Annotated in this window: 15 protein-coding genes; 4 read left to right on the top strand and 11 right to left on the bottom strand. The window is 60.3% G+C overall.

Features of this window, described 5'->3' with window-relative positions; all coding sequences use genetic code 11:
* Positions 1-8: 8 nt before the first annotated feature.
* Positions 9-911: a zinc ABC transporter substrate-binding protein gene (locus C7U61_RS04215; protein WP_106996839.1), complete on the top strand. Its 903-nt coding sequence runs from the start codon at positions 9-11 to the stop codon at positions 909-911.
* A gap of 47 nt (positions 912-958) precedes the next feature.
* Here C7U61_RS04215 and C7U61_RS04210 read toward each other — a convergent pair whose 3' ends face one another.
* A complete protein-coding gene (locus C7U61_RS04210) occupies positions 959-1267 on the bottom strand; it encodes a Dabb family protein (RefSeq protein WP_106996838.1) in 309 nt (102 codons plus the stop codon).
* A gap of 119 nt (positions 1268-1386) precedes the next feature.
* The gene (locus C7U61_RS04205; RefSeq protein WP_106996837.1) at positions 1387-2286 is read right to left on the bottom strand and encodes a LysR family transcriptional regulator ArgP; all 900 of its coding nucleotides are present in this window, start codon (positions 2284-2286) and stop codon (positions 1387-1389) included.
* A 164-nt stretch (positions 2287-2450) separates the two neighbouring features.
* Here C7U61_RS04205 and C7U61_RS04200 point away from each other — a divergent pair, with 164 nt between their 5' ends.
* A complete protein-coding gene (locus tag C7U61_RS04200) occupies positions 2451-3059 on the top strand; it encodes a LysE/ArgO family amino acid transporter (protein ID WP_106996836.1) in 609 nt (202 codons plus the stop codon).
* A 73-nt stretch (positions 3060-3132) separates the two neighbouring features.
* Entirely contained in the window at positions 3133-4023 is an 891-nt protein-coding gene (locus C7U61_RS04195; RefSeq protein ID WP_106996946.1) for a dihydrodipicolinate synthase family protein, read from the top strand.
* A gap of 88 nt (positions 4024-4111) precedes the next feature.
* Here C7U61_RS04195 and C7U61_RS04190 read toward each other — a convergent pair whose 3' ends face one another.
* The 7 genes from C7U61_RS04190 to C7U61_RS04160 all read right to left on the bottom strand — a co-directional run bounded on the left by C7U61_RS04190 (position 4112) and on the right by C7U61_RS04160 (position 10351).
* Positions 4112-4819: an NAD(P)-dependent oxidoreductase gene (locus C7U61_RS04190; RefSeq protein WP_106996835.1), complete on the bottom strand. Its 708-nt coding sequence runs from the start codon at positions 4817-4819 to the stop codon at positions 4112-4114.
* A 108-nt stretch (positions 4820-4927) separates the two neighbouring features.
* The gene (locus C7U61_RS04185) at positions 4928-6364 is read right to left on the bottom strand and encodes a PLP-dependent aminotransferase family protein (protein ID WP_106996945.1); all 1437 of its coding nucleotides are present in this window, start codon (positions 6362-6364) and stop codon (positions 4928-4930) included.
* Positions 6365-6402: 38 nt separating this feature from the next.
* Positions 6403-6843, bottom strand: a complete 441-nt coding sequence (gene rnhA / locus C7U61_RS04180; RefSeq protein WP_106996834.1) for a ribonuclease HI — start codon at positions 6841-6843, stop codon at positions 6403-6405.
* Complete coding sequence (locus C7U61_RS04175; protein ID WP_106996833.1) at positions 6840-7805, bottom strand: homoserine kinase; 966 nt, start codon at positions 7803-7805, stop codon at positions 6840-6842. Before C7U61_RS04175 ends, rnhA begins: the two co-directional genes overlap by 4 nt.
* Before the next feature lie 205 nt (positions 7806-8010).
* Positions 8011-9018: a 4-hydroxy-3-methylbut-2-enyl diphosphate reductase gene (gene ispH, locus C7U61_RS04170; protein ID WP_106996832.1), complete on the bottom strand. Its 1008-nt coding sequence runs from the start codon at positions 9016-9018 to the stop codon at positions 8011-8013.
* 159 nt (positions 9019-9177) lie between these two features.
* A complete protein-coding gene (locus C7U61_RS04165) occupies positions 9178-9939 on the bottom strand; it encodes an SURF1 family protein (protein ID WP_106996944.1) in 762 nt (253 codons plus the stop codon).
* Positions 9932-10351, bottom strand: coding sequence for a DUF983 domain-containing protein (locus C7U61_RS04160; RefSeq protein ID WP_106996943.1), 420 nt, complete (start codon positions 10349-10351; stop codon positions 9932-9934). The genes C7U61_RS04165 and C7U61_RS04160 overlap by 8 nt, the downstream gene beginning before the upstream one ends.
* A 154-nt stretch (positions 10352-10505) precedes the next feature.
* On the opposite strand from C7U61_RS04160, the gene C7U61_RS04155 reads away from it, so the two are divergent.
* Entirely contained in the window at positions 10506-11156 is a 651-nt protein-coding gene (locus C7U61_RS04155; protein WP_106996831.1) for a chloramphenicol phosphotransferase, read from the top strand.
* A gap of 58 nt (positions 11157-11214) precedes the next feature.
* On the opposite strand, the gene C7U61_RS04150 is transcribed toward C7U61_RS04155, so the two are convergent.
* Both C7U61_RS04150 and C7U61_RS04145 read right to left on the bottom strand, forming a co-directional pair.
* Positions 11215-12093: a cytochrome c oxidase subunit 3 gene (locus C7U61_RS04150; RefSeq protein ID WP_106996830.1), complete on the bottom strand. Its 879-nt coding sequence runs from the start codon at positions 12091-12093 to the stop codon at positions 11215-11217.
* A 63-nt stretch (positions 12094-12156) separates the two neighbouring features.
* A complete protein-coding gene (locus C7U61_RS04145) occupies positions 12157-12768 on the bottom strand; it encodes a cytochrome c oxidase assembly protein (RefSeq protein WP_106996829.1) in 612 nt (203 codons plus the stop codon).
* Positions 12769-12775: the final 7 nt, after the last annotated feature.

Genomic DNA, 12775 nt, shown 5'->3' with positions numbered 1-12775 from the left:
AGACTCGCATGAACACACAGAGACTGCTCCTCTCAGCCGCGGCGGCGGCCTTCGTCGCCTTCGGCGTTGCCGCACCGGCCTCCGCCGAAACGCTCAATGTCGTGGCGTCCTTCACCGTGCTTGCCGATGTGGTCAAGCATGTCGGCGGCGACCATGTGAAGGTATCGAGCCTCGTCGGCCCTAACGGCGATCCTCATGAATTCGAGCCTTCGCCGGCCGATGCCAAGACGCTGAATGCCGCCAAGGTCGTCTTCGTCAGCGGCGAAGGGCTGGAAGGCTGGATGGACCGGCTGATCAGCGCCTCTGGCTACAAGGGAACGCCCGTCGTTGTCTCCGAAGGCATCGACACGCGTACGATGGTCGATGACGGCAAGACGGTCACCGATCCGCATGTGTGGAACAGTCCGGTCAATGTGAAGATCTGGGTCGCCAATATCGAGAAGGCTCTTTCCGCTGCCGATCCGGCCGATGCCGCTGACTTTAAGGCGAATGCCGAACGGTACACCAAAATGCTGAGCGAGCTCGACGCCTATGCGCACGGCAAGTTCGACAAGATCCCGGAAGACCGCCGCAAGGTGCTGACCAGCCACGACGCCTTCGGTTATTTCGGCCGCGAATACAAGGTCAATTTCCTGTCGCCGCTCGGCGTTTCCACCGAGACGGAAGCCTCGGCCGCCAATGTCGCCAAGCTGATCGAGCAGATCAAGACCGAGCATGTGAAGACCTATTTCTTCGAAAACTCGAACGATCCGCGCCTCGTCAAGCAGGTTGCCAAGGCAACCGGCGCCGAGCCCGGCGGTGAGCTTTATGTCGAATCGCTTTCAAAGGCCAACGGACCGGCTTCGACTTACGAAAAAATGTTCCGTTATAACGTTGATCAACTCGCCGCGGCGATGGCGAAATCAAGCTGATCACGCAACGAGAAAGTCGCAGGCACGGGCTGCCTGCGACTGCCCGCTTAAATGTTGAAATCGAAGACCATCAGGCCAGCCAGACCGCCATCCGTCGACGAAACGATCCGCTCGCCGACGGCGACGTGATCGGGATGCACCAGATAGGCATCGCGCGCTTCTACACTTTCGAAGGTGACGACAAATCCATCGGCGAAACCGCCATGCAGGCCTTCGGGCGAAACATTCGGCCCGTATTTCACGCCGACAATCCCCGGAATGACCTTCTGCAAGGCGAGGACGGAATCGAAGAGCGCCTTCTTCTCATCCTGTGTCAGGGCGGATTTGAGTCTAAGAAAAACGCAATGCAGGATCATAAGGCAATCTCCCTGGAAGTCGGGGGCAGCATAGAGAGAAAGGGCAACCGGGCAAGGCACCAATTCGCGAACATTGCGTTCCGGTAGCGCGGCGAATGGCAGTTAGCTAGATGCACATCTCACGGTGACAGATGAGCTTTGGCCGTCGCAGTGATCCTGCGCGTAAGCTCGGCAAGCCGGTCGGCTGCGAGGCGGTTTACCTGCCAATACAACGGAATGTCCAACGGCGTGCCGGGAATCAGCTCGACCAGGCGACCGCTTTCCAGATGCTCCCGTACAAGCTGGATGGGATTCATTCCCCACCCCATACCTGAAAGACTGGCATCGACGAAGCCTTGAGTCGAAGGCAGCCAGTGGCTCGGATAGGCAAAATCCTCTCCAAAAGTCTGGCGAATCCACCGGCTTTGAAGCCTGTCCTTCTGGTTGAAGGTCAGGGCCGGCGCATTCTGGATCGCTTTTGGGGTAACGCCCTGTGAAAAATGCCGGGCGACGAAACCGGGGCTCGCGGTTGCATGGTAGCGGAGGGCGCCGAGGGATATGCGCCGGCACCCCTGGATCGGCTTTTCCAGGCCGGTGACGGCTGCGATGACCCGGCCACGCTGCAGCCATTCGGCGGTATGATCCTGGTCGTCGATGGCGATATTCAGCAGATAGGGAGAATTTTCGGCAAAGCCCGATATGGCCTCCACGAACCACGTCCCGAGACTGTCGGCATTCGTGGCAATGTGAAGCGTGACCCTTTGCTTGGGCTCGCCGGGATCGACAAGCGCCGGCAAGCGTCCGAAAAGCTCGTCTTCCAGCATGCCGACATTCTCCATATGGCGACAGAGCCATTCGCCTTTCTCCGTCGCGGTACAGGGATTGCCCCTGACGATCAGGACGATACCCAGCCGTTCTTCGAGCTGCTTCACCCGCTGCGAAACGGCGGAAGGCGTGACATTGAGAATGGCTGCCGCCTTTTCGAAGCTGCCGGTCTGAACGACCATGGAGACGGCACGGAGGGCGGAATAGTCGAGCATGGCTTAGTTTTTCTTAATCCGGGTTAGTAGCATTAAGTAGCCTAAACCTTTCTGAGGCGATATCGGAAATGCTCTTCGTTCGGTGCATTTCGCTGGAGTCTTTCGTTTTTTGCGCAATTCCGGACGGAAAACCGCTTCGCACTTTTCCTGGAATTGCTCCAAGCATGAATTTTTCAATCTATATGACGGGCCTGATGATGGGGCTCAGCCTGATCGTCGCAATCGGCGCGCAAAACGCCTTCGTCCTGCGTCAGGGCCTTCGCAATGAGAATGTATTCGCCGTGTGCCTGGCATGTGCGCTCTCCGATGCCGTGCTCATCATCCTCGGGGTGACGAGCTTCCGCCAAATCTCCGCGCTGTTGCCCTGGCTCGATCCCGTCATGCGCTATGCCGGAGCGGCGTTCCTGATCTGGTATGGAGCCAGGAGCCTCTATTCCGCCTTTCGTTCGTCCGCGGTGCTGGCTGCCGGAGAGGCGAAATCATCGAGCTTCCGGCAGACGCTTGCCATGTGCCTGGCGCTCACCTGGCTCAACCCGCATGTCTATCTCGACACGGTGGCGCTGCTCGGCACGATCTCGACCCGATTTCCAGGAAACGAGGTTTCATTTGCGGCGGGTGCCATAACGGGTTCTTTGCTGTTCTTCTTTTCGCTCGGCTTCGGCGCGAGATGGCTGAGACCGATCTTCGCAAAACCCGCATCCTGGCGCATTCTGGAAACGCTCATCGCGTTTGTCATGTGGATGATTGCCACCAAACTACTGAGCGGGATATGACTTGCGTGGTCTATTCAAAGCCAGTTTTCGATCGCTGCGATTGCCCGGAGCTCGATGAAGGATGAAGACGATCATGACGCTCTTTACTGGTCTTTCGGCCTTTCCCATTACCCCGACCGACGCTTCCGGGCGCGTGGATGTTGCAGCGCTCACCCGCCTGCTCGAACGCATTCATCTGGCGGGCGCTGACTCCATCGGGCTGCTCGGCAGTACGGGCGGTTATGCTTTTCTGTCACGCGACGAGCGCCGGCGGGCCGTACAGACGGCGATGACACGTGTCGGCGGCAAGATCCCGGTCATCGTCGGTGTCGGAGCGCTGCGGACCGACGAAGCGCAGGCATTGGCGCGTGACGTCAAGGCGGCCGGCGCGGATGGGCTGCTGCTTGCCCCCGTATCCTATACTCCGCTCACGGAGGAAGAGGTCTATCAGCACTTCGCTACCGTCGCGGAGACCGGCGAGCTGCCGCTCTGCATCTACAACAATCCCGGCACGACGAAATTCACATTCAGCCATGGGCTGATTGCCCGCCTGGCAAAGATCGCGAATATCGTGGCAGTGAAGATGCCTCTGCCACAAGGCGGCGATTTCGAGGGAGAGATGGCGCGCCTGCGCCGGGAAACGCCAAAGGGTTTCGCCATCGGCTATAGCGGCGATTGGGGAGCGGCGGCCGGGCTGCTGGCCGGCGCCGACGCCTGGTACAGCGTGGTCGCCGGCCTCCTGCCGGCCGAAGCGCTGTCGCTCACACGGGCTGCCCAAGCCGGCGACGCCGCCGAAGCCGGCCGGCTCGATCAAAAATTCCAGCCGCTATGGAGCCTGTTCAAGGAGTTCGGCAGCTTCCGCGTCATGTATGCGATTGCGGAAGCGCTGGACCTTTGCAGGATCGAGCCGCCGCGCCCGATTCTGCCCTTGCCCGCCGCCGCAAAGCCGAGAGTGAGAAGCGCTCTCGAGCATGTCTGGGCGTGATCGCTTTGGCCTCATGAAGACAGAACGAAGGAGCAAAGAATCAATTTCTGTACATCCGCTTCAACGGGTTGCCGTGATTTGCCTGCAGCTACTCCCAACCGCGCTGGGCCGGCTGCCATGCCAATATCGATTTTGCCTTCGCGTTTGAAACCGGCCCGCCATCGTCGACCACGTTGAAGACGCCGGTCACGGAAGCCTGCACTGCGAGCAGGGCCGCGCGGGCAGCGTCGTCCACATGCAGACTTATGGGACCGCTCGGCACGTCGCAGCCGGTTCCAGGCCCGTAAATGAGGCCGTATCGCAAAACCGTTCCGGCAATGCCCGAGGTGGTGAGGGTAAGGGTCTCAAGCGTTCTTATCGCGGTCGCCCCCTCCTGAAGCGGCGTTTCTTCCGTGATCGGGCCAGCACCGGCCCGATAGGACCAGGCGATGCTTTGCGACACCATCCGTTCCACGCCGGCTGCAATGGCGGCGTCGACGAGGTTTCTGGTTCCCACCTCGCGAATATGGGCGTTGCGGGCACGCCCCTCCTCCATCTGTGCGGGATCGAGGCCGTATGGCAAATCGGTTAATTGATGAATGACGATGCGGGGCCTGATCTGTCCCACTGCCGCCTTCAGCGCCTCGCCGTCGAAGACATCAAGGACGACAGGTGTGGCACCTGCCTGCTGCAGGCTTTCGCGGCGTTCCGGCTTGCGCGTTGATCCGTAGACGGTGAAGCCTGCCTCCACAAGCAGGGGCACGAGCTTGCGTCCGATAGCGCCGGTTGCTCCGGCAAGAAAAACAGTCTCGCCCATTTTGAACTCCTATGAGGTTTGCATCATGGTTGACGGCAATTTTTTTGCATAGGCTTGGCTTGGCAGACAGATGCAAGAATTGCGGATTCGACTAGGCCAAGATCTCGCCTATTCCTTGTCGGACGCAATGCAGATGGCCTTCAGCCGCGCCGCAAGCGATTGCGCCATCGGTCTGCTGCTGAGATTGGTAAAGCTGAGAAGCAGGCCATCGACCGATTGCGGCCCCATGTGCCAGAGCGCCAGGGGTTGCAGGCCGAAGCCGTCTGCATGCGCCAATGCGGCAATCTTTTTGTAAGATGCACGATGTCGATCGATCTGCATGACGAGGTGCAGCCCGGCCGGCGGAGAAATCGTCCTGGCGCTGTCGCCAAACACCTCTTGCATGACGTCGACCAGCATCTGCCGGCGTTCGGCATAGAGCATGCGCATCTTCTTGAGGTGGCGGATGAAATAGCCCTGTTCGATGAAATCGGCGATAACGGCCTGATGGAGTTCAGGACAGCCCGAGCCCATCGACCGGCAAGCGCGCTCGAAGACGTCGATCTCCGAGGGAGGCACCACCACATAGGCGAGCCGCAGCGCGGGATAGAGGACCTTGCTGAACGAGCCCGTAAACAGCACGCGCTCGCCGCGGTCCATGGCCTTCAGCGAGAGCGGCGGCCGGCGATTGTAGCGATATTCGCTATCGTAATCGTCCTCGACGATCCAGCATTGCCCCTCCTCGGCCCATTTGAGCAGCTCGCCGCGCCTGTCCTTGGACATCATCACGCAGAGCGGGCTTTGGTTGGCCGGTGTGACGATAGCAAAGCGGGCATTCGGCGCACGTTTCCTGCCCTCCTCCACCACCAGCCCATCCTGATCGACAGGGATGGGTTGAAGCCTCGCCTGCATCGCCAGCAGGAACTCGCGGGCAACCGGATAGCCAGGATCTTCGAACCATATGCCATCGCCCGGCCGAAAGACCGCCTGCATGATCAGCGCGAGACTGGCACGATGGCCTGCTGTCACGAATACCTGCTCCGGCTGGCAGACAATCCCGCGCGAAAATGCGAGACAGGCTGCAATACGCTCGCGAAGCGCCATGAGGCCGGCAGGTTCGGGATAGCCGAGCTGTTCAGCGCCGAGCTGCCGGGATCGGCGGCTGACGAGGCGGCTCCAGGTCTTGCGCGGAAAGGCATCAAGCGCGGGAAGCCCGAGCTGAAACGGCTTTGCGTTTGACGACGGCTCCGACGGGGCCCTTACCGGCAAGGAGTTCGATCGGCTGGCGCTGCTTTTCAGCTGCGGATCAACGAAGGTGCCGGCGGCGCCGCGAAATTCGAAATACCCCTGTTCTGCAAGGATCTGATAAGCAAGATTTACGGTTCCGCGCGATAAGCCCAGTTCACTGGCAAGCGCCCGCACGGATGGCACCCTATCCCCCGGCGCCATGCGCCCCTCGGCAATGGCGGTCTTGAAACGGGCGCAGATCTGCAGGTAGATCGGATCGCCATCGTCCCGCAAAAGCGCCATGTCTTTCGCCTGATCCGAAAATGCCTGCTTCGCCATGATGGCCATTTCCTGCATATCGGGCCTGGCGCCCCAACCTACTTCCGCTTAAACGGCTCCATCCCCTTGCGCGCCAACTCGTCGGCGCGCTCATTCTCCGGGTGTCCCGCATGGCCCTTGACCCAGTGCAGCGTCACCTTGTGCCTCTTATAGGCTTCGTCCAGCGCCTGCCAGAGCTCGGCATTCTTCACCGGTTTCTTGTCCGCGGTCTTCCAGCCATTCTTCTTCCAGCCGAAAATCCACTTGGTGATGCCGTCCTTGACGTAGACGCTGTCGGTATAGAGATCGACCTCGCAAGGGCTCTTCAGAGCGCCGAGTGCGGAGATCGCCGCCAACAGCTCCATGCGGTTGTTGGTCGTCTCCGCCTCGCCACCGGACAATTCCTTCTCCACCTCGCCGTAACGAAGCACCGCGCCCCAGCCGCCGGGGCCGGGATTGCCGGAGCAGGCGCCATCGGTAAAAATATCGACGTGCTTCATGCTTTCAGCCCATATTCGGCTGAGGAAGCGATCTGGCGGTGGAAGCGCAGCTTGCGCAGATATTCGATGGGGTCCTTCTTGGTGACGAGAGCGCCGGCCGGAGTCGTCAGCCAATCATAGAGGCGCGTCAGGAAGAAGCGCAGAGCCGAGCCCCGTGCAAGCGTCGGCAAGGCGGCGATTTCGGCAGCACTCAGCGGCCGCACGCTCTGATAGCCCTCCAGCAGCGCCATGCCCTTGGTGATGTTGTAGGCGTGATCCTTCTCGAAGCACCAGGCATTCAGGCATATCGAGACATCGTAGGCGAGCTGATCGTTGCAGGCGAAATAGAAGTCGATGAGGCCGGACAGCGTGTCGCCGAGGAAGAAGACATTATCCGGGAAGAGATCGGCGTGGATGACACCCTCGGGCAGATCGCTTGGCCAATGCTTTGCGAGGAAATCGAGTTCGCCGCGGATTTCGTCCTGCAGACCCGCTTCGACTTCGTCGGCGCGGGCCTCGGATTTTTCCCAGAGCATCTGCCAGCCCTCGAGCGACAGCGCGTTCGGGCGGCGGATAGCGAAACCCTCGCCGGCAATATGCATGGAGGCCAGCGCCTTGCCGACTTCGCGGCAGTGGTGCGCCTCAGGCTTGCGCAGCCACATGCCCTCAAGGAAGGAGATCAGGGCCGCAGGACGACCGGAGAGATGGCCGAGCAGGGCGCCGTCGCGGCGCGGCAAGGGTAGCGGGCAGGATAGGCCGCGACTTGCCAGATGCTGCATCAGCCCCAGAAAAAACGGCAGATCGCCCTTGTCGACGCGCTTTTCATAGAGCGTCAGGATCAGCGGATCGCGGCTCGTATGCAGCAGAAAATTCGAATTCTCGACGCCTTCGGCAATGCCCTTATAGGAAAGCAACTCGCCGACATCATACTCAGTCAGGAACCACTTCAAATCGTCTTCGGTAATATCGGTATAAACAGCCACGAACTATTCCCTTGATATACGCGTGCGCCGTAACCACCCGCCCTTGTGGTTCAAGACGCCCCCTTCGACATGCTCAGGCGAACCTCCTCACCATGAGGGCTGATCCAAGCGTCTGGCGGCGAAACTCTTGTCCTCTCATCCTGAGGTGCGTTGCCGATGCGGCGTCAGCGCGGGCGGCAAAGCCCCGAAGGACGAGGTGGCCCTCTCATTCTCCGTTAACGAAAGCCATGTCTGCTGCCGTCAGCTCTATACTGCGAAGCTCGCGATTGACGAGAAAATTCTCGGTTTCCTTCACAGTTTCAGCGAGTTCCACCACGGCATTGTAGCGGGCGCGGAACGCTTCGATGATCTCGTTGACGATGACTTCCGGCGCAGATGCGCCAGCCGAGAGGCCGACCGTCTTGATGTCGCCGATATTGTCCCAGTCGATCTCCGAGGCACGCTGGACGAGCACGGACTTCTTCGCCCCCGCCCTCAGCGCCACTTCGACGAGGCGCTTGGAATTGGAGGAATTCGGCGCCCCGACGATGAGGAAAAGATCGCAGCCCAATGCCGCCTCCTTCACCACTTCCTGCCGGTTGGTGGTGGCGTAGCAGATCGAATCCGCAGCCGGCGCAGTGAGATTCGGGAAACGCTCCTGCAGGCGCGCTATGACGCCGGCGGTATCGTCAACCGAGAGTGTCGTTTGCGTGACGAAGCCGAGATTGTCGGGATCATCAGGCTCGTAAACGTCGGCATCCTCCACCGTCTCGATCAGCGACACGGCGCCTTCGGGCAGCTGGCCCATGGTGCCGATCACTTCCGGATGGCCGGCATGGCCGATCAGGATGACATGACGGCCGAGGCGATTGTGGCGCATGGCCTGCTTGTGCACCTTGGAGACCAGCGGGCAGGTGGCATCGAGATAGAAGAGATTGCGCGCATCGGCATCGGCCGGCACGGATTTCGGCACGCCATGAGCCGAGAAGACGACGGGCTGGGCGCGATGCTCGGCCGGGATTTCATCCAGCTCCTCGACGAAGATGGCGCCCTTGGCCTCCAGACCCTCGACGACGTAGCGGTTGTGCACGATCTCGTGACGGACATAAACAGGCGCGCCATAGGCCTTCAGAGCCAGAACGACGATCTGAATAGCGCGGTCGACGCCGGCGCAGAAGCCGCGCGGCCCGCAAAGCCGGATGGTCAGGTCAGGTTTGGAAACGGCTATGTTCATCTCTCTTCCGAAATGCGCGGCGATGGCTGAGCCATAGATAGTGCCCCTGCCGCCTGCTCGATTCAGTCCGCACGATCCTATCCAAAACCGCGGCGCACTTATCGGGATCATGCTCTAGCGGAATATTCCATCGAAATGAAGCTATTCTATTGCATGTCTCTATTGTGAGGGTGCATCCGGATGGCGCTTGCGCCACCAGGATATGGCGACGATCGCTGTCAGCGCCGCCGCCAAGCCATACCAGGTCACGGCATATTGCAGGTGGTTGTTCGGCAGATCGATGATCGTCACCCCGCCGATCGGCAAGCCCCCTGGATTGGGCGTCTTGTCGGCGTCGATGAAGAAGGGCAGCACCTTGTCCTTTGGGAGGCCGGCGCTGGCGGCCATGGCATCCAGATCCTTCCAGAAGAAGATGTTCTTGCCGAGATCATTATCCGGCATGCCGTCGGGCCGCTCGGCGAGTTTGGCGCGGGCAAGGCCGGTCACGGTCTGTTCGCCCGCCAGTTCGCCTTTCCTACGCTTTTCGGGATCCTTGGCCTCGGTGGGAACGAAGCCCCGGTTGACGAAGATGAAGCGGCCGTCGTCGAGCTGCAGCGGCGTGTAGATGTGATAGCCGGGATCGCCGTCGTAGGTGGCAAGGAAATGCCGTTCCTTGTCGTTGAGGTAACGGCCCGTCGCCGTCACGACGCGATATTCGATATCGCCGCCGGATGCCGCCATCGTCTCGATCGCCGACAAGGGTATGGCGGGTGCGTCCTTGCGGGCGGCAATGTCTGCCAGCAGACCTTCCTTCCACTGCAGGCGCTCGACCTGCCAGGTGCCGAGCCCAAGCAGGATGACGAGCGCAACGAGCAGAAGCAGTGCCTTGGCGATCTGCCATAAAGGATTGGCGCGACGGATGGGCACTGCGGACTCAGTCACGATGGACGCGCCCTTCGGCTGCATTATTGCGATATTGCAGGGCGATCAGGATGCCCTTGCACCAGCGCAGAGACAGAAGCGAAAGGATGATCGTCAGCGGAGCGAACAGCACGATATAGACCCATACCGGCGGCGCATAATTGATCTGCATCCAGAGGACCAGGCCGATGACAATGAAACCGACGATAAGGATGACGAAGACCGCCGGGCCATCGCCGGCATCGGCGAAGGCATAATCCAGATCGCAGGCGGCACAGCGCGGCTTCAGCGATAATAATCCATCAAAGAGCTTGCCTTGGCCGCAACGCGGGCAACATCCCTTAATGCCGACCTTGAATGGATCGACAGGCGCAAAGAGAGCGCTGTCACCATGGGAAGCCTCGTCCGGCGTCTTGTCTTTCTCTGAGGTCAAAGTTCGGTCTCGATCGGTCTGCCTTTTGCGAGCGAGCCTGTCGATCTCGCCCCTGTCATCATCAGTAACCGCGATGCAGGCATCCGTCCAATCGAAAAGCGCGGACACCTCCCGCCTCTGCGGCCAGGGAAAGCACGCTAAAAGGATTGAAGTCATGGCCGGCAACGAAGGCTCGCCTCTTGGTCAGATCATCATTCTCAACGGCGCGCCGCGATCCGGAAAAAGCAGCATCGTCGAGGTGATACAGGCTGATTTCGAGGGCGTGTGGGTCAATCTCGGCGTCGATGCCCATGTGCGGCATATCACGCCTCCACGCTATCGTCCGGGTATCGGCCTGCGCGCCGGCGGCGAGCGGCCCGACCTGGAGCCGCTGGTTGCGCGCCTTTATGCCGCACTCTATGCCTCGATCGCCGCACATAGCCGCATGGGGCTCAATGTCATCGCCGAATTCGGCCATCACGACAGCTATTCGCAACCGCGCGGCATCCTTGCCGATTGCGCTCGGCTGCTGGCAGGGCTGCCCGTTCTGTTCGTCGGAGTGCGCTGCCCGCTCGATGTCATCATGCAGCGGCGACTGGCGGAAGGGCCGGAAAGACAGGGTACTTACGTGAAGATCGAAGCTGGTATGCCTGTCCCCGCGCCGGTAATTGCCTGGCAGGAACAGGTGCACCGACCCGGCATCTATGATCTGGAAGTCGATACGTCGGTGAAAAGCCCTGAGACCTGCGCCGAGGAAATCCGGCAATTGCTCGCCAAAGGCCTGCCCTATCCGACTGCGTTCGAAAGGCTTGCCTCTAAAGATTGAGGACGTAAAAAGGCGGACGCTGAGCGCCCGCCCTTTGTTTTCCAGAGATCACTGCCGATCAACCAGCGGCGAGCGGTGCGCCCCAGCTGCCCCAGATGTAGATGCAGAAGAACAGGAAAAGCCAGACCACGTCGACGAAGTGCCAGTACCAGGCCGCCGCCTCGAAGCCGAAATGCTGCTTCGGCGTGAAATCGCCCCTGATGGCGCGAACCAGGCAGACCAGCAGGAAGATCGTACCGATCAGAACGTGGAAACCATGGAAGCCGGTCGCCATGAAGAAAGTCGCGCCGTAAATCGAGTTTTTGAACGCGAATGGAGCGTGCGCATATTCATAGGCCTGGACGCAGGAGAACAGCGCACCGAGCAGCACGGTCAGCGTCAGGCCCTGGATCAGCCCCTTGCGGTCGCCATGCAGCAGCGCATGGTGCGCCCAGGTGACCGTCGTGCCGGAGAGGAGCAGGATGATGGTGTTGTAAATCGGCAGGTGCCAGGGGTCGAGAACTTCAAGGCCTTTCGGCGGGAACTGGCCGCCGAGGAAGGCCGTGCGCGACGCCTGGATCGCCTCGTTCGGGAACAGGCTGACATCGAAATAGGCCCAGAACCAGGCGACGAAGAACATCACCTCGGAGGCGATGAACATGATCATGCCGTAGCGCAGATGCAGCGACACGACGCGGGTATGCGCGCCCTCGTGGGCCTCCTTGATCGTATCGGCCCACCAGCCGTACATGACGTAGAGGACGACGGCGAGACCGATGAAGAACAGCCAGGGCTGGGCGAAATTGATCCCGAACAGATGCAGCGCGCCGCCATTCAGGTAGCGCATGAAGCAGACACCGCCGAAGGTGATCACGAAGGCCCCAAAGGCCGCAATGATCGGCCATGGGCTGGGATCGATAATGTGATAATCGTGTTTTCTCTGATGCACTTCGGCCATATCAGCAATCCCCGAATAACTTTTTCCCATATTGCTTCCGGTCAAACCGAAAAGCACTCTCCATCAAAGCTTTTTTTCCACCCGCCGCACTGCGGCGTCGTTGGATGCCACGGGCTTTGCGCCTTCCCGTGGGTAATAGGTATAGGATAGTGTCAGCGCGTTGATCGTCTTGGTTTCCGGAGCCCTGGCGATCTCAGGATCGACATAGAAAACCACCGACATCTCGCGCTTTTCCCCAGGCGCGAGATCCGTCTCGTTGAAGCAGAAGCACTGGACCTTGTTGAAATAGACCCCGGCCTCCAGGGGCGAGACGTTGAAGATCGCCTGGCCGCGCTCCGTCTTGTCCGACTTGTTCTCGATCTGGAACTTTACCTCGACGGTCTCGCCGATCTTCGGGCTTACCGATGCCTGCAGCGGCTTGAAATCCCATGGCAGGCCGGGCGCGACATTGGCATCGAAGGAAACCTGGATCTTCTTGTCGAGGATGACGTTCGACACCTGCTCGGCTCGTTGCGTGGTACCGTTATAGCCCGTCACCTGGCAGAACATGCGATAGAGCGGCACGGCGGCGGCGCACATGGCGCTCATGCCGACGACGAAGCTCAGGCACATGGCAACGATCATCCCGTTGTTACGGGCGCCGCTCCTCGTGCTTTTTGTAACCTCCCCCTCCATCACGCCT

The organism is Rhizobium sp. JAB6 (assembly GCF_003024605.1).
In the GTDB taxonomy this organism is placed as follows: domain Bacteria; phylum Pseudomonadota; class Alphaproteobacteria; order Rhizobiales; family Rhizobiaceae; genus Rhizobium.
Note: the sequence above shows the minus strand (reverse complement) of the source record. Positions and strands in the feature narration are given on the sequence as shown.

Coding starts and splice junctions, on each gene's coding strand:
- C7U61_RS04215 (WP_106996839.1), top strand. CDS start 9: ATGAACACACAGAGACTGCTCCTCTCAGCCGCGGCGGCGGCCTTCGTC.
- C7U61_RS04210 (WP_106996838.1), bottom strand. CDS start 1,267: ATGATCCTGCATTGCGTTTTTCTTAGACTCAAATCCGCCCTGACACAG.
- C7U61_RS04205 (WP_106996837.1), bottom strand. CDS start 2,286: ATGCTCGACTATTCCGCCCTCCGTGCCGTCTCCATGGTCGTTCAGACC.
- C7U61_RS04200 (WP_106996836.1), top strand. CDS start 2,451: ATGAATTTTTCAATCTATATGACGGGCCTGATGATGGGGCTCAGCCTG.
- C7U61_RS04195 (WP_106996946.1), top strand. CDS start 3,133: ATGACGCTCTTTACTGGTCTTTCGGCCTTTCCCATTACCCCGACCGAC.
- C7U61_RS04190 (WP_106996835.1), bottom strand. CDS start 4,819: ATGGGCGAGACTGTTTTTCTTGCCGGAGCAACCGGCGCTATCGGACGC.
- C7U61_RS04185 (WP_106996945.1), bottom strand. CDS start 6,364: ATGGCGAAGCAGGCATTTTCGGATCAGGCGAAAGACATGGCGCTTTTG.
- rnhA (WP_106996834.1), bottom strand. CDS start 6,843: ATGAAGCACGTCGATATTTTTACCGATGGCGCCTGCTCCGGCAATCCC.
- ispH (WP_106996832.1), bottom strand. CDS start 9,018: ATGAACATAGCCGTTTCCAAACCTGACCTGACCATCCGGCTTTGCGGG.
- C7U61_RS04155 (WP_106996831.1), top strand. CDS start 10,506: ATGGCCGGCAACGAAGGCTCGCCTCTTGGTCAGATCATCATTCTCAAC.
- C7U61_RS04150 (WP_106996830.1), bottom strand. CDS start 12,093: ATGGCCGAAGTGCATCAGAGAAAACACGATTATCACATTATCGATCCC.
- C7U61_RS04145 (WP_106996829.1), bottom strand. CDS start 12,768: ATGGAGGGGGAGGTTACAAAAAGCACGAGGAGCGGCGCCCGTAACAAC.